Annotated in this window: 20 protein-coding genes; 7 read left to right on the top strand and 13 right to left on the bottom strand. The window is 47.2% G+C overall.

The annotated features are described in order from the left end of the window. Positions 1 to 61: 61 nt before the first annotated feature. The 5 genes from QUB12_RS11425 to QUB12_RS11405 form a co-directional block, all read right to left on the bottom strand. Positions 62 to 1,207, bottom strand: a complete 1,146-nt coding sequence (locus tag QUB12_RS11425; RefSeq protein ID WP_333300294.1) for a PepSY-associated TM helix domain-containing protein — start codon at positions 1,205 to 1,207, stop codon at positions 62 to 64. A gap of 419 nt (positions 1,208 to 1,626) precedes the next feature. After that, complete coding sequence (locus tag QUB12_RS11420) at positions 1,627 to 4,437, bottom strand: TonB-dependent receptor domain-containing protein (RefSeq protein WP_333306772.1); 2,811 nt, start codon at positions 4,435 to 4,437, stop codon at positions 1,627 to 1,629. Positions 4,438 to 5,403: 966 nt separating this feature from the next. Beyond that, positions 5,404 to 5,691, bottom strand: coding sequence for a penicillin acylase family protein (locus tag QUB12_RS11415; RefSeq protein ID WP_333300296.1), 288 nt, complete (start codon positions 5,689 to 5,691; stop codon positions 5,404 to 5,406). A 32-nt stretch (positions 5,692 to 5,723) separates the two neighbouring features. Then, positions 5,724 to 6,797, bottom strand: coding sequence for a hypothetical protein (locus QUB12_RS11410; RefSeq protein WP_333139518.1), 1,074 nt, complete (start codon positions 6,795 to 6,797; stop codon positions 5,724 to 5,726). 102 nt (positions 6,798 to 6,899) lie between these two features. After that, complete coding sequence (locus tag QUB12_RS11405; RefSeq protein WP_333139516.1) at positions 6,900 to 8,528, bottom strand: TonB family protein; 1,629 nt, start codon at positions 8,526 to 8,528, stop codon at positions 6,900 to 6,902. A 568-nt stretch (positions 8,529 to 9,096) separates the two neighbouring features. Between QUB12_RS11405 and QUB12_RS11400 the strand changes: the two genes are divergently transcribed. The 5 genes from QUB12_RS11400 (at position 9,097) to QUB12_RS11375 (ending at position 12,572) form a co-directional block, all read left to right on the top strand. Continuing rightward, positions 9,097 to 9,270, top strand: coding sequence for a hypothetical protein (locus tag QUB12_RS11400; protein ID WP_333139514.1), 174 nt, complete (start codon positions 9,097 to 9,099; stop codon positions 9,268 to 9,270). Between the two features lie 15 nt (positions 9,271 to 9,285). Continuing rightward, complete coding sequence (locus QUB12_RS11395) at positions 9,286 to 9,945, top strand: MotA/TolQ/ExbB proton channel family protein (RefSeq protein ID WP_333139512.1); 660 nt, start codon at positions 9,286 to 9,288, stop codon at positions 9,943 to 9,945. Next, positions 9,929 to 10,330 carry a biopolymer transporter ExbD gene (locus QUB12_RS11390; protein WP_333139509.1) on the top strand — a complete coding sequence of 134 codons (402 nt, stop codon included), beginning with the start codon at positions 9,929 to 9,931 and terminating at the stop codon, positions 10,328 to 10,330. Before QUB12_RS11395 ends, QUB12_RS11390 begins: the two co-directional genes overlap by 17 nt. A gap of 1,023 nt (positions 10,331 to 11,353) precedes the next feature. Next, positions 11,354 to 12,163, top strand: a complete 810-nt coding sequence (locus QUB12_RS11380) for a transposase (RefSeq protein ID WP_333139508.1) — start codon at positions 11,354 to 11,356, stop codon at positions 12,161 to 12,163. After that, positions 12,126 to 12,572: a transposase gene (locus tag QUB12_RS11375; RefSeq protein ID WP_333300298.1), complete on the top strand. Its 447-nt coding sequence runs from the start codon at positions 12,126 to 12,128 to the stop codon at positions 12,570 to 12,572. Before QUB12_RS11380 ends, QUB12_RS11375 begins: the two co-directional genes overlap by 38 nt. Here the strand turns inward: QUB12_RS11375 and QUB12_RS11370 are convergent. Next, positions 12,567 to 12,806, bottom strand: coding sequence for a hypothetical protein (locus QUB12_RS11370; protein ID WP_333139504.1), 240 nt, complete (start codon positions 12,804 to 12,806; stop codon positions 12,567 to 12,569). The two genes, QUB12_RS11375 and QUB12_RS11370, sit on opposite strands and share 6 nt — an antisense overlap. An 18-nt stretch (positions 12,807 to 12,824) precedes the next feature. On the opposite strand from QUB12_RS11370, the gene QUB12_RS11365 reads away from it, so the two are divergent. After that, complete coding sequence (locus tag QUB12_RS11365) at positions 12,825 to 12,947, top strand: hypothetical protein (RefSeq protein ID WP_333306770.1); 123 nt, start codon at positions 12,825 to 12,827, stop codon at positions 12,945 to 12,947. Here QUB12_RS11365 and QUB12_RS11360 read toward each other — a convergent pair. The 3 genes from QUB12_RS11360 to QUB12_RS11350 form a co-directional block, all read right to left on the bottom strand. After that, complete coding sequence (locus tag QUB12_RS11360; protein WP_333139502.1) at positions 12,936 to 13,253, bottom strand: NERD domain-containing protein; 318 nt, start codon at positions 13,251 to 13,253, stop codon at positions 12,936 to 12,938. The two genes, QUB12_RS11365 and QUB12_RS11360, sit on opposite strands and share 12 nt — an antisense overlap. Before the next feature lie 380 nt (positions 13,254 to 13,633). Further along, a complete protein-coding gene (locus QUB12_RS11355) occupies positions 13,634 to 14,392 on the bottom strand; it encodes a phycobilisome rod-core linker polypeptide (protein ID WP_333139500.1) in 759 nt (252 codons plus the stop codon). Between the two features lie 272 nt (positions 14,393 to 14,664). Then, positions 14,665 to 15,261 (bottom strand): phycobiliprotein lyase, encoded by a 597-nt coding sequence (locus tag QUB12_RS11350; RefSeq protein ID WP_333139497.1) that lies wholly within the window; start codon positions 15,259 to 15,261, stop codon positions 14,665 to 14,667. Between the two features lie 135 nt (positions 15,262 to 15,396). Here QUB12_RS11350 and QUB12_RS37565 point away from each other — a divergent pair, with 135 nt between their 5' ends. Next, positions 15,397 to 15,660, top strand: coding sequence for an NblA/ycf18 family protein (locus tag QUB12_RS37565; RefSeq protein WP_445252011.1), 264 nt, complete (start codon positions 15,397 to 15,399; stop codon positions 15,658 to 15,660). A 29-nt stretch (positions 15,661 to 15,689) separates the two neighbouring features. Here QUB12_RS37565 and QUB12_RS11340 read toward each other — a convergent pair whose 3' ends face one another. The 4 genes from QUB12_RS11340 to pstC form a co-directional block, all read right to left on the bottom strand. Further along, positions 15,690 to 16,940 carry a transposase gene (locus QUB12_RS11340; protein ID WP_333139493.1) on the bottom strand — a complete coding sequence of 417 codons (1,251 nt, stop codon included), beginning with the start codon at positions 16,938 to 16,940 and terminating at the stop codon, positions 15,690 to 15,692. Between the two features lie 471 nt (positions 16,941 to 17,411). Beyond that, a complete protein-coding gene (pstB, locus tag QUB12_RS11335) occupies positions 17,412 to 18,212 on the bottom strand; it encodes a phosphate ABC transporter ATP-binding protein PstB (RefSeq protein ID WP_333139491.1) in 801 nt (266 codons plus the stop codon). Between the two features lie 91 nt (positions 18,213 to 18,303). Continuing rightward, positions 18,304 to 19,197 (bottom strand): phosphate ABC transporter permease PstA, encoded by an 894-nt coding sequence (gene pstA / locus QUB12_RS11330; RefSeq protein WP_333139489.1) that lies wholly within the window; start codon positions 19,195 to 19,197, stop codon positions 18,304 to 18,306. Between the two features lie 34 nt (positions 19,198 to 19,231). Next, positions 19,232 to 20,188: a phosphate ABC transporter permease subunit PstC gene (gene pstC / locus QUB12_RS11325; RefSeq protein ID WP_333139487.1), complete on the bottom strand. Its 957-nt coding sequence runs from the start codon at positions 20,186 to 20,188 to the stop codon at positions 19,232 to 19,234. Positions 20,189 to 20,424: the final 236 nt, after the last annotated feature.

Below are 20,424 nucleotides of genomic sequence, written 5' to 3'. Positions count from 1 at the left end.
AAATCTAAAATCTAAAATCTAAAATCGATTGACACCCGCATAAAATCCCACGCCGCTCTCATTAAAACCAAGGCCATTGCTGGCTAAGTGGAGATAATTCTTCATATTGCTGTCTCGCCTCCTTGCGGTAAAATTTCGCCAAATGCCGCTGCCGCCACATCAGGACACCCGTAACAAACAGTACAAACGCTGCTAATCCTGCGATCGCGTGTACCAACCGCAAGTAAATTCCGCCATAGCTGCCAATATGTAGCGGATAAAGTGAGTTGAGAATTCGATTTGCTACAGAAGCTGAATTTACACTGTCAGCCTGCAATATTTCGCCACTGTATTGGTCTATATAAATGGTGCTAACCCCGTTTGGGTGCGGCTCGTTGGGAAATTTTTTACGTACTTTAAAAATTGCTTCAGGCGTCAAAGGCAGAGAAATAAAAGTGGTTGTAGCTTCCGGCCAAACGGTATTAACTTGGTGTAATATTTCATCAATATTTTGCCTCGAACTGCTAGAGTGGAGATGAGAAGTCAAGGCTGGGTGTGGCTTTTCATTCGTTAGCCAATACAGAGTCGATTCAACGGGCGCGTAAAAAATTATCGCTGTCCCTGTAGCGGAGATGAGTATGAGAAAAGCGACCGAGACAATGCCAGAAACGTTATGTAAATCAAATACAGTCCGCTGCCAGTGAGCTTTCCAATTAATAGAAAATCCGCGACCCAAATTGCGCCAACCAGTCCACAATACCAAGCCAGTAAAAGTTAGTCCTAGCATTACTAGACCGCAAATGCCTACAACAAGATGACCGAATTCTCCTGCCGCTAATTCCGCGTGTAACGTAAAAATAAAACCTGTAAAAGTTTCTTTCTTAAGGCGCGCGCCCTTAATTTCTCCGCTGTAAGGATTGACATAAACGTTAACTATTTCCTCACTCTTTGACAGCATCGAAACTTGGCAAACTTCCTTCGCTGATCGCGGCAGCAAGATACTAAGAGCTTGATTTTGCGGATAAGCTTTTTCGACAATTTGCAGGACATTTTCCAGCGGTATCCGTTCGACTTGAGGAATTACTTGCAGGAGTTGGGGATTGAAGAACCGCTCGATTTCGGGACTAAAAACCAGTAAGCTGCCGGTTAAAGCAATTGCTGCTAGAAATATTCCTACTACCAACCCCAAATACAAGTGGAGTTTGAATGCGAGTTTGCGGAACTTCATCTCGAAATTTTCCTCGAAGCCGTTAACTGTTCTCATTAAGGTAAAACCGATAGTCCGACAGGGAATTCATTCCCTGTCTCAAAGCTAAAGTCCTCGCTATGAGGACTGAGAAAAACACTTTTCGACTCATTAGTCCTCTTGAGAGGACTTTAGCTATTAGACAGGGGTTTCAACCCCTGGCGGACTAGCGGGTGGGCGCGAGGACTGGCAGACTAATATCAAATCCGTTAGCATCGGAATAGTAAATTCGAGTTCACTGTTGACGGTTGGCTGTTGACAGTGAACAGTCAACCGTCAACAGTCAACATCATTCCGGTGTAACCGGAAATGATATAACAGCTTAAATTGACACCAATGGGTTCTTGGAGTGTCCCTACGGGGATATTGAATCTACCTCATAAACCTGCAATCTGCTGTAATTACCAGTTAAGGCGGTAATTAACACTGAGAGTCAAACCTCTCCCTGCATAATTAGAGCTGTCCAATCCAAATCCAGCGGAGTATTGCGACAGCACAGGAAAATATTGATTATTCAATAAATTCTCGACTTTGAGTTGTAGCAGCCCTTTTCCCAGTTGAATTGTGCTGATGTAATCCACTGTGAGATAGCTGCTAATCGGGCCGCCATCCGAGCCGTCTTTGAAGGCTTGATCGCGATTTCCAGAATATAATAACTGTAACCGATTGTTCCATCCCGGCAAAGTTTCGTTTTGGAGATAAGCTGTTAGTTTGAGCGGTGGAATTCGGCTGCTATCGATGGCGATGTAACGGTTGTCCTCCTCATATTCGCCTTGAATATAAGTAGCAGTCCCGCCGATCGACCATGTTCGTCCAGGTTGCCAATCCACAGTCCCTTCTAAGCCGTAAATGCGTTCTGGGGCACGGATTAGTTCCAGGCGGCCTGTGTTGCCAACGGGTTGAAAACTGACTCCTAGATCGGAGGTATTGTAAAAAGCGGCAAGCGACATTTGCACGGATTGCCACCCTCCTCGAATGCCAATTTCGTAGTTGTTGACTTTTTGCGGTTGAGTTACTTCTAACGAAGATTCAATTCCAACAAAATTGTCGGGGGGTTGGCGGAGAATGCGGGCGAAATCTGGAACTGAGAAACCTTGAGAAAAGTTGCCAAATATGTTGAAGTTGTCAGTAATTTTATAGACAGCCCCTGTATTAAATAGGGTGGCGTTAAAATTGCGATCGCCTCCTTCGATCTGGCGATCGTTAAAAGTGGTATAATCATTGACGTTTAACCCTACGCGTTCGTGACGTATCCCGCCACTTAAAATGACAATATCGTCAATATTCCATTCCAATTGACCGAAAAAGCCAAGGCTGTCGTAAGTGTAAGGAGGGACGAAAGGACGCTCGGAAATTTTCCGGTAAACCCGGCCACCACTTGCGTCGAATCTCTCCGGATCGTACAAGTCGAAACGCTGTTTGCTATCTTCAGTAATATAGTCAGAACCCCAAGTTAATCGAAGATTTTCGGCGCGGGATAAAGGAGTGCTAATCGCCAGTCTACCTCCTATCTGTTCGCTCTCGGCTCGCGAACGAGTAACACCGACAAACGGCCCAAAGAAGTCGGACGTGCGGTAATCTGAAGGAACACCTACATTGGAATTCGTTCGATAGTAGATTTGACTTTGAAGGGTGCTGCCAAAAAGGTTTTGGTTGGTGTAACTTAGGTTGATCTGTGTACTTTTATTTCCCGGTGTTTCCCCGTCAATATCCAAATCTCCGGTTCGGATGGCGCGGGCTTTTTGCCGTCCTTCCTGGTCGTCAACGCTAACGTCTGGGATCACATTAGGATCTTGGGTTTCGCGATAGTGATTGACCGTTAGTTGCAGCCGCTGGTTGGTGTCCAAATCTACCCCGACTTTGCCCATGACGTTGAAGAGCGTGCTGCTATCTCCGCCGATTTCAAACAAGGGAATGCGATCGCCTTTGGCATCGTAAAAAGCTCCACTTCTAGAGAGCGAGACAGTGCCGGTCATATCGAAATTGCCACTTCGGCCAGAAATCGTCTGCTGAGCGTTAAAGCCTAAAGCATCTCTTGTGTTTGTTAAAGGGCTACTGACGCCCACTTCAGTAACAGCAGTTAGCCTTTCCTCAGTTGGGCGACGAGTAATAATATTAATCACGCCACCTGTAGCCTGAGCGCCGTAGATTGCGGTAGACCCCCGCACTACTTCAACACGCTCGATCGCGCTGGGATCGATGTTTCTGAATTCTCTGCCAAAAGATTGAAGATTGGTCGTTTGTGGCACGCCGTCAATCAGAACGGAAACGTCGCGACCCCGCAAAGTTTGTCCATAAGTGGTCGTAGTTTGAGTGGGCGGCGCAAAACCGGGAACCTGATTTGCCAGAGCTTCCCCGACATTTCTCGATGGCCCTGTGTCCCGCTGAATTTCTTCTGAGTCTACCACCGTTATAGAGCGTGGCACGTTCGTCACTCTTTGTGAGGTTCGTGTTGCAGTGACGACGATTTCAATCGGGGATCTCCCCACCTGTGGCGTGCCAGGTGGCTGCGCTGTCGGCGGCAAGGGTTCTCCGGGTGTCCCAGGTGGCTGCGCTGTCGGCGGCAAGGGTTCTCCGGGTGTCCCAGGTGGCTGCGCTGTCGGCGGCAAGGGTTCTCCGGGCGTCCCAGGTGGCTGCGCTGTAGGCGGTAAGGGTTCTCCTGGTGTCCCAGGTGGCTGCGCTGTAGGCGGTAAGGGTTCTGCGGGTATCTCTACCGACTGCCCTGTCGGCGGCAAGGGTTCTCCGGGCGTACCTGGTGCCTGTGTTGTAGGAGCAGGTGCAGACGGGCGAGCAGTCATCTCCGAGGTGGGTTTTAAGCCCAGAATCAGACCTGCAGCGTTAGGAATCACCCGTGCCACTGGTTGACCCCTCTCGCCAACGACTTTGATTCGGATGCTGTTGTTATCTAAAGGAGTAACGGTGACAGAAGCAATTCCGGCAGCAGGCTTGTCTTGACGAAACTCATTTCCCCCCGGTAGTCGCAGTTGAGCGGTGATGACATCAACTTGTAAAGTTTCGCCAAAGCTGGCGCTGAAGACTTGCAGGGGTCTTCCATCTTCAGTGTCTAGGATGATTTCAATGCCTTCTGACGTGGGGTTGAGGCGAACGCCCGTCACCTGCGCGATGTTGGAAGCGCACGCGGGCCCAGCGACTAACGCCGACACGACTCCTGCCAGCCCAAGGCTATTTAATAATTTCTGCGATCTGTTCATTACTCTTGAATCAACAATTAATGGAACTTCGGATATGTGGTTTGCGTTGCTTGCACAACATGATTTGTGGCAGCGTTGCTGCTCTTCTGTGTCTCTTGAAACTGACCTGCCCAAGATCCGGCCCAGTTGTCGGGCGCAGTTCGATCCGATTCTCCCGTCGCTAGTGGCATTTGTCTGGGAATACAGGAGGCGCGTGAGGGCGAAAGCCTCATTCCGGTGGCGCTCTGGACGATCGACCACGGTTGGCACCGGACTCGGTTAAAGGAAGTAATCGCTGGGCGCTTAATGAGAAAGTGCCTTAATTAGATAACAGAGCACTTGCATCTGTCAAGAGTTAACTAATGAAAACTTTTTGCATTTTACGGATAGGGGGGTGTTACCCCTTACTCTAGTTACACACCACTTGCCTATTATGGTTTATGGTCAGGATCAGACAAACGATCGCCTAAAATGCTAGGGCAAAAGTTAGGAAAGATCATCATATAGGAAACGATAACAGTCAACAAATTGGCTGAAAAACTCTTGATAATTAATGTCATCTAGCCTAATATGCTTAAAGTCGATAGCCGTAAAGCCCCTGAAGCTGATATCGAAGCTGGCTGGGACTGAAATCGCCCCGGAGCCTGCAGCCGAACAGCCCGACAACAAAACGTGAAAACAAGCGCTCATACCCGGATTGAAGACTCAAACGCGCTGATGAGAGACTCGTAACGCCCGACAACTGTTCACAGAAAGTCTATGTGGAAAGAATTTGACCCAACTGGTTGGCGTACTGCAAACAAGATTTATTGGCGTTGCACAATTTGAGGATGATTCTTGTGGGGAGTAGGGGTTAGGCGTCCCGCCTGCTGTGAAAATACACGCCTTCGGGCTCATGGGCCCATCTCACAAAACAATCAAAATCATCCCGCAATTATGCAACGCCTTTTTAACTTCTTCCTTCTTCCTTCTTCCTTGTTCCTTCTGCTATAGTTTCTGGCGCGAACTCAGGTGAGCTTCAATTTCCGATCGCGATCGCCATACAGGGCGCAATTCCTTACGAGCAAAGAGCTGCCACCGATCGCCGGCGTGGGGCGAACCAGGTGGAGTGGCGTTGCCGTAACTGTTTAGCGCCATCGCTTTCACCGGAAGAGAGAACTCAATCGCAGCGACAAAAGAATCGCCCGCAACCGCTTGAAAGCGATCGTCTTTCCCTGGAGCGAACCATACTGAGCGAAATACACCCAAAGCACCGTCAGCTTCATTTGCAGCCAAATTCGCCTCCCCAGGCAATCGGAAGACTAAGGTTATTTTTGGAGCTGTCCCTGTTGCCAATTTCCCTCTACCTTCGTTCCATCTGCATATAGATAAGAACCTTGCCCGTGTTTTTGCCCGTTGAGGAATTCACCTTGATAGCGATCGCCATTGGCGTAAATGCAGGTACCTTTACCGTTGAACTGACCATCGCTAAATTCGCCTTCGCAGCGATCGCCATTCTTAAAAACGTAAACTCCTTTCCCGCTCATCTTACCCTTGACAAAAGTGCCTTTATAGCTATTTCCATTGGCGAACTCACGGACACCTTCACCACTAAATTCTCCATTGTCAAACGGCCCTTGATAACGTCCCCCTTCTTTAAAAGTAAACAACCCCTGACCTTGAGTGTTGCCCTTCACAAACTCTCCTTCATAGCGGTTGCCGTTCGGATATTCGCGAACCCCTTTACCGTGAAATTGCCCTTCACTAAATTGCCCCTCATAACGGCCTCCTTCAGCAAAGGTATAAATTCCCGGCCCGTGAGGCAAGTTATTCAGCAACTCTCCTTCGTAGCGGTTCTTATTAGCATATTGACAGACCCCTTTGCCGTTAACTTTTCCTTCTTTAATATCTCCTTCGCAACGAGTACCATTACTGAAGGTAAAAGCCCCTCGGCCGCTGGGAGAACCATTAGTAAAAGAGCCTTCGTAACGAATGCCGTTAGTTGAGGTAAAAGTGCCTGTACCGTCGAACTCACCGTTTTTAAAAGTACCTTCGTAGCGGTTGCCGTTAGCAAATTCGCGGACACCTTTACCGTTGAATTCACCCAAGGCAAATTCTCCTTGGTATCGACCTTCTTCTTTAAAGGTATAGATGCCTTGACCGTGAGGTTTGCCGTTGATAAATTGGCCTTCGTAGCGATCGCCGTTGGCATATTGACAGATGCCGGAACCGCTGAGTTTTCCCTCACTCAATTCTCCCTCGCAACGTCCGCCATCGGGTAAAGTAATTACTCCTGCCATTGCGCTGTGAGGGTTGGCAAACAACAAAGCCATTCCCAAGTTGGAACCAAGTAAGAGAGCGAGTCCAACTCGCGGAAGTTTACTTAATATTGCTGACGACATTCCCAAATTCATAATTCACAAAAAATTCAACTTTTAATTTTGCTATTCCTTGGACGGTGCTATAGAATTCCCAGCCAAATTGCTAGAGTTTCAAAAAAATCCCTACTTATCGAGCTGGAAGGTAATGGATGCTCTTTCTCCTTTAATGCCACTCTCTGATGAGGCAAGTTTCCATTTTTCTACTGCTTTAATCACTGCGCGATTCAAGTCGTTGTATTTGCTAGGAGTCGAAATCTTGATGTTGAATGGCTTACCGTTGGGGTCAATGTCAAACACGACTTCCACTTCGCCTTGCCGCCCTTCTTCTCTGGCTGCGCTCGGATATTCAGGTCTACCGCAGCTAATGCAAGTGTCGGGAAGCCGGCCGGAAGAGCCCGAAGGACTCCCCCCTCTTCCCGGATTTGTCGGTTTTGGCACTGGCCCGGAACCGCTGCCAAATGGCCCTGACGAACCTCCGCCGCCATTTCCACCTCCACCGGGTGATGAGTTCGACGCACTTCCGACCGGGCTTCCGCCTCCAGGGCCTCCACCTCCAGGGCTACCAGAGGTGGCGAGGTTTCCTAAACCTCCGCTCCCATTTCCAGAATTGCCACCGCCTCCTGGCCTGGTGGCCGTGACTGGCGAGCCAGCTGCAGGTGTTCGGGGCGATCGCCCCGAACCAGTCGCAAATGGATCTGACGAAGGTATGTTGCCATTTTCCCTGGCACCGGATGGTGAGTTCGGCGCACTTCCTCCGGGGCTACCAGAGGAGGAAGGGTTTGTGAGATCCCCGATCGCATTTCCAGAGTTACTACCGCCTCCTGGCCTAGTAGCTGTGACTGGTGAGCCAGCCGCGGGCGATCGCTGTAGGGGCCCGGAAGAAGGATTTAATGGCTCATCAGAAGGCTCCCCGCTACCCGCCGAAGCAGATGACGAGAGCGGGTTATTTTTTTCAGGGCTGTCGGAGGAGTTGGGATTTCCAGCATCTTTTGTAAAGTCTGTGGAACTTCCAGCACCCTTGGGGCGGGAGGCGGTAACGGGTGGTTCGCTTTTTGGAGGATCGGGCGAGGGGGTATCCGGTTCCTTGGCGATCGGGGTTTTAGGAGTTTCTGGGGAATTGAAATCCTGTTGAGGTGGGGGGGAAGGCTCGATGGGAGTTGGTGGCGAAGTTTCCGTTAAGGGCAGCTCTTTCTTAATCTCTGGTGGTGGCGTTACCGCTACGGGTGGCTCCTCTGGAATCGGCGGTGGCGTTACCGCTACCGGCTGCTCCTCTGGAATCGGCGGGGGCGTTGCCGCTACCGGCTGCTCCTTTGGAATCGGCGGTGGCGTTACCGCTACCGGAGGCTCATCTGGAATCGGCGGTGGCGTTGCCGCTACGGGTGGCTCCTCTGGAATCGGTGGTGGCGTTGCCGCTACCGGCTGCTCCTCTGGAATCGGCGGTGGCGTTACCGCTACCGGAGGCTCCTCTGCGGGAGTTGGCTCTGGTGGCGGTTCTGGTTTAAACGTCTCAGGCGGGGGAGATGCCTTTTCTGGAATAGTCGGCTCTGGCTCGGTTTCCTCTACTTTGGGCTCATCAAGCACAACAATTTCAATTGCATCCTCTGCAAATTCCGCAGGTTTGACCAACTTGAGGCTCAACGGCAGTGCGACACCGTGCAGTAAGGTTGAGGCTAACAGACTGATCGCCAGAACTTTTTTGAGAGCTTCTTCTTGTTGTTGTCTTTGCGTCGCCGAAACATTTGAAAAACTCATGCCTTATGAATCTCCTTGATGGATGGGTTGGCAACGTCCTCGCTGGCTCCCCGACATAACCCGAAACAAGCTACCAACTGCGGGTTGAGCTTGCTATCAATGATGAACTTACCCATCCTATAAGAAGACTGTCACCCTGTTCAAGACTCTTGCAATTAATTTTCATTATTAAACTGTAAGATAGCGACTAGACGCTATCAATCAGCATTTCCTTTGGGTGCACGTCGCTCTCGTGGGTGCTGTCAATGTTCTGATTCTGGCAGGGCTAGGTGCCAAAATGCCTGAACGGCAATACTCTCGCCCGTAATCAACCAACGAATTTCCACATTCTCAAGCTTTTCATAAATTTTAATTAATTAGCAAAACCAATTAAATTGATATATTTAATAAATAATGATTATCTTATAGGGTGGCTCATGACTTGACAAACCCTAAATTTTGTGGAAACCTAGTTGAGAATCTTTTGAATTATTGAAGGTTATTGTCAAGTCCTAACGCAAATATTTAGCAAAGAAGCACTGGCAGAACAATCTGTCGCGAGCTCGGTCGGGATCACAGTAGGAGCATTTTGGGTACAGACGAAGATAGTCACATACAGGTAGTGCGATCGCGCTTGCGATCGCGCTTGAGTAAAACAATTCGCAGCCTGAATCACTTGTGCCGACTTGACGCAGAAACTCTACCAGCCTTCTCACGGGCTAATTGCACCATTAGGCAGCTTGCGATCACTCAACAGAGCTAGCGAGAGTACAAAGCAATGGATAGTTTCATTTACATTTTTCGCGCCGCAGGCATTGTTGCTTGGCCGCTGTTTGCCTCGTCAATCGCAGCAGTCGCGCTGATCGTAGAGCGTCTTGCCTTTTGGTTTAGGGTAAATAGGCGGCAGCGGCGAGTGGTGCGAGAAGTGCTACAGCTTTACAGTCAAAACCCCGATTCCGCCATCAAAAAGTTACAAGTAAACGGCGATTTGCCCCTAGCCCGGATTTTTTTAGAAGCTTTAGAATTAGACTCGCCCAACATCGAAGAATTTCGTTTGGCCCTAGAGAGTGGCGCTCAGGCAGAAATCCCCATCCTGAAGCGATTCAATACAATATTTGACACCATTATCAGCCTTTCCCCACTATTTGGGTTGCTCGGAACAGTTTTGGGGTTAATTACCACGTTTTCCTCCCTCAAACTGGGGAATGCCACGGGCACCAATGCCACAGGCGTTACTTCTGGGATTAGCGAAGCCCTCGTTTCTACGGCAATAGGGTTAGTTGTGGCAATCTTTACGCTCTTATTTGCCAATATGTTTCGCGGGTTTTACTTACAGCAGATTGCTTTTATTCAGGAAGCTGGAGGCCAGTTAGAGCTATTGTACCGTCACCGCTACGAAAAATTACCAAGAGAATCTAATTATGCGCCTACCCGATGAACCTGATAGTATTCCCCAGATTAACATCGTGCCAATGATTGATGTGGTCTTCGCGATATTGACGTTTTTAATTGTTTCCTCTCTGTCTTTATCCAAATCCGAGGGTTTGCCCGTAAATTTACCGAAAGCCTCAACCTCTCAAGTTCAGGACTCGCCTGCTAAAATTACCGTCACCATTGATGATCGGGGAAAATTAATGGTTGATAAAAAGTTAGTCAACTTAGAGCAGATTGAGAGTACAGTGCGACAGGTAATGGGGTCAAATCCGAACTCATTAATTGTGCTGAATGCGGATAAAAACGTCAATCACGGAAATGTGGTGGAAGTTATGGATCGATTACGCCGAATTAAGGGAGCTAAGTTAGGGATTGCTACCGCAAAGTAGAGAGCTAATATAATTCCTAATTTGTAATCCCTCATACTTTTAAAGTGAAATTCCTCGGTGCAAATGTACTCAAAAAGCTGGCTGGGTGACTCCCGGCGGCGAATTTGCGGGGCTGTCAACCAAGCTTGTTGAAACCTAATCACTGGCTGTCCACTTTATTCTCAATGACTGGTTGAACCTGTGGCGGCACATTATACGGAATCCGGCTTTCAAAAGTCTGAAACAAATTAGTCAGAGGTTAACCAATGATAGTTGGTTAGATTCCGAATTTCTACCTGCATATTCTCCTGGAGAAACCGACATCGTTCAATTAATATTGTTGGGAGTTCATCTATAGTTTCAACACAAGTATTAGCCAACGGTTCATCCACCAATTTCCATAACCGATCGGCTGGTTGTAACTCTGGAGAATAGAGAGGAAGATGTTCCACCAATACGCTTGGGTTAGTGCTAAAAAAACCGATCGTGCGTAGGTTGGGTTGAAAAACGAACCCTCGGTTTCACTCCGCCCAACATTTGCGTTACAATTTTCCACGGGCCCAAGCGTATTGAGTTAGAACTAGATTTTTGAGTTTTTATAGATTAAAAAGATATGAATCATGCCCGTAAGGTCAATTTTGAGAGTCCTCCAACTGGTTGATGTGCTCCTGACACAGAATTCAGGGTATTTTTACTGACTATTATCTTGGGCTAAGGACTCTCAAGAGGCACCGCAACTGCGTGTGTGCGAGTTGGGGGTGCGGAATGTGGGTTAGATGCTAGTGCAAGTCTGGGATGTACTGCTGTGTGCAAATTGGTTGATGTCCAACATATCAATGTAGCCGTTTATCTCATTTCTCCCAATCTTATCTACTCCTCTAGGTGCGATCGAGTTCTTGCAACCCTGACACCAGATTGCCCAGTTCCATGACCAAAAGAATGGGATACAAGCCCCGTCCTTATAGGACGGCTTTAATTCTATAAATTCTGGAATTAACGTCAAATATATGGTAGTATAAGACAGCAGCCTGCCCAGGTCGAACCATGCTAGTTTTTGAGTTCAAAGCCTACGGGAAAAAGCAACAATACGACAAGATCGATGAAGCTATTCGCACGGGGCAATTTATTCGGAATAAATGCCTGCGGTACTGGATGGACAATCGCGGTGTCGGCAGAAAAGAACTGTATAAATATTGCACTCAATTGCGAGCAGAGTTTGGCCTTGTCAAAGACTTGTACAGTCATGCTTGTCAAGCTGCTGTTGAAAATGCCCAACGCGCGATCGATCGGTTTTTCGACAACTGTAAAAACAAAAAGCCGGGTAAAAAGGGCTATCCGCAGTTCAAGAAAAACAGTCGCTCGATCGAGTACAAGGTTGGTGGCTGGAAACTTTCATCAGACCGGAAACGCATTAACTTTACTGATAAGAAAGGTATCGGGATGCTGAAATTAAAAGGCAGTCGAGACTTGCATTTTTATCAGATAGAGCAAATTAAAAGGGTACGGATTGTCCGACGTAGTGATGGGTATTACGTGCAATTCTGTGTCGATGCTCCTCGGAGCGCTCTCAAAGATTGCAAGTCATCCAATCGTGCGGTAGGAATTGATGTCGGAATTAAATACTTTTTGGCTGATAGTGAGGGAGGGATAGTCGAAAATCCTAAATTTTATCGCAAATCAGAAAAGCAATTAAACCGCGCCAACCGGAAAAAGTCCAAAAAGTTCAAAAAGGGTAAACCGCAATCTAATAACTACAAGAAGGCCAAAAATCGGTATGCTCGGAAACATCTAAGAGTAAGTAGGCAGCGAGAAGAGTTTGTCACTCTTAGTGGCACTCCGTTACGTCCAATCTAACGATTTGGTCGCCTATGAAGACTTAAATGTTCAGGGCATGGTAAAGAACCGAAAACTGTCTAAGTCGATTAGTGATGCCGCTTGGTCTAAGTTTCGGACGTGGTTGGATTATTTTGGGAGCGTCTACGGAACAAAAACCGTAGCTGTATCGCCCCACAATACCAGTCAGAATTGCTCGAATTGTGGCAAAAAAGTCAGTAAGTCTCTATCAACTAGAACGCACATTTGTCCGCATTGCGGGTATTCGGCAGATCGAGACACCAACGCAGCAATTAACATCTTGAAACGCGCCCAAAATACGGCGGGGCACGCCGAAATTAACGCTTGGGGAGAGATGCCCTCTAGTTTAGTTGGGGAAACCCTGCTAGGTTATGGCGACTCATTGAACCAAGAATCCCCGTCCTTATAGGATGGGGAGTGTCAAGTAAGCACCCCTAATCTTCGTTTTGTTGCTAAAACTCACCTTGGCATCGCTAAATACAACTACTGGAGTGACCTTGGTTAACTTCTTAGCTTTTTTGATGGCCGTAGCTTGGTTGGCAATCTGTGCCAGAAAATCTTTCTTAAAATCTATCAATTTCCCGTAAGATTGACGCTTGAGCACATCCCCATCCAACAGAACTACGGTTGAGTGAGACTTCACATCGGGAGCATCTCACCTTTGCAGCCCTCCGCTAGAAATTGGAGTTTTGAGGCAGGAGGCAGGAGGCAGGAGGCAGAAGGAAAGAGGCAGAAGGAAGGAGCCAGAAGGAAGGAGCCAGAAGAAGTATTTTTACAAATATGAGATGCTCCCCTTCACATCAAGGATAAAATTGACTCCTTTAGGCGATCGCAGCCACACATCGATATCGCCTACTTCCGGCAATCTTAAGTTGTACTCAGCTATCCATCCAGATTGGATTAGGGACTTCAAAACTTGCTGAATCTTTTCTTCACCACAGGCCCCTTGGTCAAATCTCTGAGACGACTTCCAAAACGTTTTCCCGTCCTCAATCAACGGAAGGGCGATTAATGCCCCTATCAAAATAGCCGCGACCAAAAATAAAAATAAAGGAGCAAAAGGTGCTACCGCGTATACCAGCAGTGGCAACAACACCAACCCTGTTGCGGCACCTTACCTGTATAAGGCTTTGGTACGAAGCTCTTTAGCATGGCGACGCAATGATTTTCCAGCATTTTCGTTATATTGCGGCTGCATAAATGCACCTATGCACTTATAGTTAACAATGAGAAAAGGTCGAATTATTTTTCTTCCTAATGACTAATGACTAATGACTAATAACTAATGACTAATAACTAATGACTAATGACTAATGACTAATGACAAAAAATTATGAGTCCCGAGTTTTGGATTCCAAGTTTATCAAAAAACTCAAACCTCAAAACTCAAGACTCAAAACTCTCTCAGCCTAAAAGCCGATCGATTCAGTCGATCGCCCGACACAAATAATCGCATCAGGGCAGCATCAATTACCGGCGACGGGGAACCATCGTCTCGATATTGATATTAGCCAGAGCCACGCGCTGCGGCGGAGTAGTAGGAATGGGCATATTGCGCGCCATACCCAAATAGTTGGACGGATCGCCAGCCTTCGCCTGCTGTTCTTGAGGAACAAAACGGCGGACACTGGTTTGCCAGATGATTTGCGGGAAGCCAAGCTGCGAACGGTGGTACTCACCGTAGCGGGGCGTCTTCAAGTTGAAAGGAGTGTCCCCTCCAACTCGCTGAGGCAAAATTCGGCGCTGCTGGTAAGGTATTGTGTCATAGCCGAACTTTTCCAGGTACTCTTCGCTATTGACCAACTCGTCAATAAAGCCTTGAGGCCCCTTATTGGCTACCACGATCGACCAAGCAATCTTTTCGCGCTCGCTGTACACATCCCGGCCCAAAATGCGCTGCACGCACATTTCCACAAACCGGTAATTGCTGTTAGTTTGATAATTCCGCTCCAAGAAAGGAGAAGAAGTCGCCAAACCGCGAATAAAGTCCCGCACAGTAATTTGGCCGAACTTGAGTTGCGACTCCAAAGACTTTTGGCGGTTGCTCTTGAGGATTTGGTGTTCGCTGTAAATCTGGCGATATCCAGCCCAAATCAAATTTTCCATGTCTCCAGACGAGAGCACATTTTCAGTTGTGAAAATTCTCGGCTGCTCGTCGCCGCCTACTTCAAAACCCGCAACGCGCTGGTTTTGGCTCTTGGGGGCGTAGCTTAATAAAGGAAGCGCCACGTTAAAATCTCCGTTATCTCAAATTTCAGAAATAGTTGACACCGTGAGCTGCCAGCATAACGGATACAACTAACCAACATACAGATTAGGGGATTCCCGCAATCTAAATCTGATTTTCCTGAATTTTTGCAACAATCTGTAACATTTGTTGACTGTTGTCAGTTGTCAGTGGGCAGTGGGCAGTGGGCAGTGGGCAGTGGGCAGTGGGCAGTGGGCAGTGGGCAGTGGGCAGTCAGCAGTCAACAGTCCACAGTCAACATCCAACAGCCAAATTACCAACCCAGAGCCGAATAAAACTCGCTGGCGGCCACTTGATCTGCTGCCGCTTCTGATGTTGCATCCGAGTCTGGTTGCACCCGAATTTCGGTACAAAAAGTCGATGTGCTGAAACCGCCAAAGCGCTTTACGGTACTCGTCCGCATCCGCACGTTCGGATTAGCAAACCAGAAACGCTCGATCGAACTCATCGTCTCGTATTCCGTAATCAGCAGCAGCCCATCCTCGTCATCCATCTCAAAACGGCCAGCCACCGGCACAATTTCCGCATAGCCGCGTTCCCGCAACATCAAACCCTGCCGGGGATTTTCAGGATCGGGGACGATCGCGAACACCGTAGACCCTTTATGATTCTCATCATCCTTATCCCACGCCATCGAGCCGTGCCAAGTCACAAAAGCCCCCCCAGCAGCCCGGCTCGGATCAACTTCGTGCATCTTGCAAATATCGGCCACTCGCGCGTCATCCGCACCCAGCGCCGTTACCTGAATATTTGAATCCCCAATCTCCGCTTGGCGGAAAGCGAGGTGGTGAGTGCTGCGCTGAGAACGCCACTCCCCAGCACTGCTTTGAAAAAACTCCATTGCATCCATACGAACTAGCTCCTTTGGCTTAGGCTTCCCTGTCTTTACGCCTTTTTATGATAAGGCTCCCCCCACTTTGATGTACTTTTGCGACACAAATTAGTTTCAAAATGTCTACTTTGGACATATTGTCAAGGGAATGTTATGATAGTTTACAATGTAGGAGACACAACAAATCCTGCGAAACGTCATTGCGATCAATTTCGCATTAATCTCAGCAAACTGGAGGAGCGATTTATGGATATGCCTACAACCAGCCTCAGCATGGAACAGCAGTTCAAACTTCAAGTGCTGCGCGAAGAAGTCAAAAGGTTAAGCCAAGACCAAGCTCAGGAATACTTGCTCGAAGTTATGCGGCAAAGTATGGTTAAAGAAAACCTGTTCAAGCATTGGATGAAGAATATTTGACACTCCCCGCGCTGAAGCTGCGGGGATTCTTAAGACCATAATTTAAGTCTTAAAGGCGCTGACAAAGCACCCCTACCGATTCCGCTTAGATCGAGTCCAAGCATTATCGCTACTTTTCTACCAATGTTCCCACAACCATTGCAATCTGCATTAATCAACCAACCTTGAGCTGTTCTGTACAAACCACGCTTAACTCGTTTGCCAGTTGGAAGCCACCCTTCGGGTTTTTCGCCGAATGTAGGTAGCGAATCATTATCAACAAACGACGCTTTGGATGAATAAGATTCTTCCGTTTCCACAAATTTCAATCCGTACTGCTCACAAAGTTGAGCAATTCTATCTTTTAATCGGCCCGTAGGGATTTGCACAAACTTTTGATTAGTTGTGTTTCCCATATTGGCAGATTTTTTTTGTCCCTTATTCCAGCCGAATACAATCGTTCCTATCCGATTTTTTAAGCTGTGGTTTATTACCTTCCTTGCTGCCTTGTTGACGGCATCTCGCATTTGGCGGTTACGTTTCTCTGTTAAGCAGGCAAGTCTTTTAGACCAGAATTCATTAGCTTTTCCCTTCATCAGAAATGCCACCCGTTTGTTGTATCCCTGATTGAGCGATTTTAAATGCCTGCCATCAACAATAAAACTTGTACCGACATTGCTCACGCAAGTTAGCCAGTTATCTACGCCGTGGTCAATCATTAAGCACTTAGTCGGGTCTATATCTGCCTGTATTTGGTTTACTTTGTAGACCAATTCTAGGTAGAAACAGCCGTTACGAGGAAGAATGCGATACTCTCGAATCGACTTAAAATCAAGATTAGAGGGTATCGGTAAAAAGAACGCATCTAAGCCGAACCACGCTTTAACCTTGCTTCCAAGGGGGAATCTCAACATTCCATCTTTGAGTTTTACCGACCTACCTGTAAATGTCACAAGTGCCCTTCCGCCTTGACGATATTTTGGTAGTTTCGGGCGTTCCGTAATTACCCCACTTTTAAAAGCTCTTAGTAATCCCATAAATGACTTAAAAGACTCTGCTACGCCCGTCAATATTTGTTGGGCAGTATCAGAGTAGAACGCTTGATAGTGTCGGTTCCGATTTTCAGTCCCCAAAACTTTGTGCAACTGAGCACGGCTTGGGATTTTACCAGTTTTAAAGTATAGCTGGCGGCCATAGTAAGTTCCGCAATTAGAAAGCTTGGCAGCTTCGGAACACAGGTATTCAAGAATAGCTTGAACATCTGAATCAGCCCGAATTACATTTTGTTGACAGCCAAACATGAGTAGTCCTCCTTGTTGTAATATAATACAGCAAAACACCGGAAAAGAGCGTGAACAAACGTTGAGATTTTTTAGAGGCAGGAATCTAAATTGGCACTCGTTGAAGATCGCTGCAAATCTGTAGATAGAACTAAAACTGATGTATTTATAGTCAATCAGGAGCCTCAAGGTTAAGGAAAAGCCGTCCTGAAAGGACGGGGCTTCAGCCCTCCGCTACGCTCCGCCCAGTTTTTTGGTGAACTCTTCGAGCATTTCTTCACAAAAATCAGCGGCTTGTATCTGCAAAAAATGCGATCGAGCTATTAAACATAAAACCCAGAATCCCGCCTTCTCCAAGAAAGCGGGATTCTAAATTCAGAAAAGTTTTACGAGGTTTTTTTTGTCGCTACCAGACTCAGTAAATTAAATGTTTTTAGTCTCTTAAAGAGGGACGATAGTTTTTGTAGCGACACGTTTCAACCTGTCGGGGACTCAACCAAAACGGCCACTCACATAATCTAAAGTAGACTCTTCCTTCGGAGTTTGGAAAATTACCTCAGTCTTGTCACACTCCACAAGATAGCCAAACCGCTTCCCATCGTCAGAAAGTTTAGCATTGAAAAAAGCTGTGAGGTCAGAAACCCGAGAAGCCTGCTGCATATTGTGAGTAACGATCACAATCGTATACTTCTCCTTGAGTTCCCGCATCAACTCCTCAATCTTAATCGTAGAAATCGGGTCAAGAGAAGCGCAAGGTTCATCCATTAACACTACATCAGGATTAATCGCGATCGCCCTAGCAATACACAAACGCTGCTGCTGGCCACCCGAAAGAGAAAAACCGCTTTGCTTCAACTTATCCTTCACCTCATCCCACAAATAAGCTTGGCTGAGCGATTTTTCCACCAGCTCATCCATATCCCCCTTATAATTGTTCACCCTCGCACCGTAAGCAATATTGTCATAAATCGACTTCGGGAAAGGATTCGGCTTTTGAAACACCATCCCAATCTTGCGGCGCACCTCCACAGCATCAATATCAGGATCGTAAAGATTTTGACCCTTGTAATCAATTCTACCCTCTAAACGAAAACCGTTAACTAAATCGTTGAGGCGGTTAAAACATCGCAGAATTGTACTTTTACCGCAGCCAGACGGCCCAATCAAGGCAGTAATGCGATTTTTAGGAATTTCCATTGAAACATTTTTAACCGCGTGAAAAGCGCCGTAAAAAATATTGATATTCTCTGTCCGCAAAACTGTTTCCGTTTGCTTGTCTAAATCCATCATCATACAGGTAACAATCCTCTCAAATTTTACTCAAAACCTGGGTTACATTCGGCCTTCACCATAAGTGCATGAATGCCTTTTTAAAACTCACCCTTTAATACACTTTTTTGTGAGTAGCCCAGCGAGAAAGAATACTCGTCAGCAAAACCATAAACACCAAAATCAAAGATGCAGCCCAAGCCAATTCTTTCTGTGCCTTAAAAGGAACCGTTGCAAAGTTGTACACCAAAACCGAAAGACTCGGAGTTGGCTTATCAAATCCTGCCGGCCAAAAAGGCGAATTCAGCGCCGTGAAAATCAAAGGAGCAGTTTCTCCAGCAGCGCGAGCAATTGCCAGCGTCACACCCGTTAAAATAGCCGGAATTGCCGCAGGCAAAACCACCTGCAACACCGTTTGATAATTAGAAGCACCCACACCAACCGACGCCCATCTAATATCTTGCGGGACGATTTGTAGAGCTTCGTCAGTAGTCCGCACAATCGTCGGCAACATCAGCACGGCCAGCGCCGCGCCCCCTGCAATTGCCGAAAAACCTCCCATATTTACCACGAACAAACCGTAGGCAAATACCCCTGCAATAATCGAAGGAACGCCGCTGAGGACATTAGTAGCAAAGCGTACCCAGCGAGCTACTTGGCCGCTGCTGAATTCCGACAAATAAACGGCGGCCAATACGCCAAAAGGAACAGCAATTAAAGAAGCAATTCCCACCGTCATCAATGTACCGAGAATTGCATTAGCAATACCGCCTCCCGATAGTCCGGGCGGCGGTGGCAGCTTGGTAAACAAGTCTAAATTCAGGCGATTGAAACCTTGTACGGTGACATAGGAAAGAACTGCAAACAAAGGCAGCAGAGTGATGGCCAGACTAGCTCCAGCCAATACAGTCATCCCCAGACTAAACAGCGCTTGCGGGCTGTTTTTAACCTTCTTTAAACTGCCTGTTTTCGATACCAAAGGATTCTCATCGGAGACGCTATTTGACATAAACTAAAAATATGTAGGAAATGGCGGCAAACTTCTAGTTGTACTTCGCTCTTACTTGAGAAACAATCCACTCTGCCAAAATATTAACAATCAGTGTCATAATAAACAGAATTAGCCCAGTGTACATCAGAGCTGCTACTTGCAACCCGGAGGCTTCCGCAAACTGATTTGCCATCAGAGAAGCAATTGTATTTGCCGGAGCTAGCACAGAAAGACTTAACTGATTGGAATTGCCAATTAACAGAGTCGCAGCCATTGTTTCTCCCATCGCGCGACCGAGCCCAAGCATAATTCCGCCGACAATGCCGGAAAAAGCCGCCGGTACGAGTACCCTAAAAATCGTTGTCCACCGAGTAGCCCCTAAACCTAGAGATGCTTGTCGCAAATCGGGCGGGAGACTTGCCAAAGAGTCGCGGGAGATAGCAGTAATAATGGGCAAAGTCATGATTCCCAAAATTACTCCTGCTGGTAACATTCCCGGCCCAACTGGCGAGGTGCTAAAAATCGGCAGCCATCCGAAAGTGCCGTTGAGAAACTTGCCGAGAGTGGTAATCAGGGGAATCAATACAGCAATTCCCCACAAACCGTAGACTACGCTGGGAATGGCAGCTAAAAGTTCTACTAAAAAAACCAAAGCTGTGCGGACTGGCAGCGGCAAAAAATCTTCACTCAAGAAGATGGCAGTCCCTACTCCTAATGGTACAGCAATTAGGAGCGCGATCGCCGAACTGACGATCGTCCCGTAAATCATCGGCAGTGCACCGTACTCTTCTTTAACCGGATTCCAGCTACTGCCAAATAGAAATCCCAAACCGTACTCTTGAATCGCCGGTAAAGCCCTGTAACCAACGGTGAGGGCGATTACCAGCAAAATTACACCAACTCCTATTCCCAAAATCCGCGTCAGCCAGATAAAGCCTTGATCTAAGGATTTTTCTGCCCCAGAGCGCGATCGGCTCTGTGATGGAGCGCTGTTATTATCTGAAATCATAGAAAAAAAAACCAAATATATAGTAGCGGAAAATAGCCTGTTTCGGAAAAAGCTAGAAGGAAGCAGAAAGAAAGACGATAAATAAAATCAAAGAGGGGCGGGTTTATTAATCCCCTGACTTTTCAACAAATATTTCTGGTAAAACCCGCCCCTACAGAAATATCTCTCTTTTTTTCTTCCTTCTTCCCTCTTTCTTCTTCCGTCTTCCTTCTTCCTTCTTCCCTCTTCCTTCTTCC

Origin of the sequence: Microcoleus sp. B7-D4, assembly GCF_036705125.1 — a bacterium.
In the GTDB taxonomy this organism is placed as follows: domain Bacteria; phylum Cyanobacteriota; class Cyanobacteriia; order Cyanobacteriales; family Microcoleaceae; genus Microcoleus.
This window is presented reverse-complemented; position numbering and strand designations above follow the sequence as displayed.

Excerpts from the sequence above, each read along its gene's own strand:
- QUB12_RS11420 (WP_333306772.1), bottom strand. The coding sequence starts at position 4,437 with ATGAACAGATCGCAGAAATTATTAAATAGCCTTGGGCTGGCAGGAGTC.
- QUB12_RS11350 (WP_333139497.1), bottom strand. The coding sequence starts at position 15,261 with ATGGATGCAATGGAGTTTTTTCAAAGCAGTGCTGGGGAGTGGCGTTCT.
- QUB12_RS11390 (WP_333139509.1), top strand. The coding sequence starts at position 9,929 with ATGCGCCTACCCGATGAACCTGATAGTATTCCCCAGATTAACATCGTG.
- QUB12_RS11425 (WP_333300294.1), bottom strand. The coding sequence starts at position 1,207 with ATGAAGTTCCGCAAACTCGCATTCAAACTCCACTTGTATTTGGGGTTG.
- QUB12_RS11380 (WP_333139508.1), top strand. The coding sequence starts at position 11,354 with ATGCTAGTTTTTGAGTTCAAAGCCTACGGGAAAAAGCAACAATACGAC.
- QUB12_RS11395 (WP_333139512.1), top strand. The coding sequence starts at position 9,286 with ATGGATAGTTTCATTTACATTTTTCGCGCCGCAGGCATTGTTGCTTGG.
- QUB12_RS11405 (WP_333139516.1), bottom strand. The coding sequence starts at position 8,528 with ATGAGTTTTTCAAATGTTTCGGCGACGCAAAGACAACAACAAGAAGAA.
- pstB (WP_333139491.1), bottom strand. The coding sequence starts at position 18,212 with ATGATGATGGATTTAGACAAGCAAACGGAAACAGTTTTGCGGACAGAG.
- QUB12_RS11410 (WP_333139518.1), bottom strand. The coding sequence starts at position 6,797 with ATGTCGTCAGCAATATTAAGTAAACTTCCGCGAGTTGGACTCGCTCTC.
- QUB12_RS11340 (WP_333139493.1), bottom strand. The coding sequence starts at position 16,940 with ATGTTTGGCTGTCAACAAAATGTAATTCGGGCTGATTCAGATGTTCAA.
- pstC (WP_333139487.1), bottom strand. The coding sequence starts at position 20,188 with ATGATTTCAGATAATAACAGCGCTCCATCACAGAGCCGATCGCGCTCT.
- QUB12_RS37565 (WP_445252011.1), top strand. The coding sequence starts at position 15,397 with ATGATAGTTTACAATGTAGGAGACACAACAAATCCTGCGAAACGTCAT.
- pstA (WP_333139489.1), bottom strand. The coding sequence starts at position 19,197 with ATGTCAAATAGCGTCTCCGATGAGAATCCTTTGGTATCGAAAACAGGC.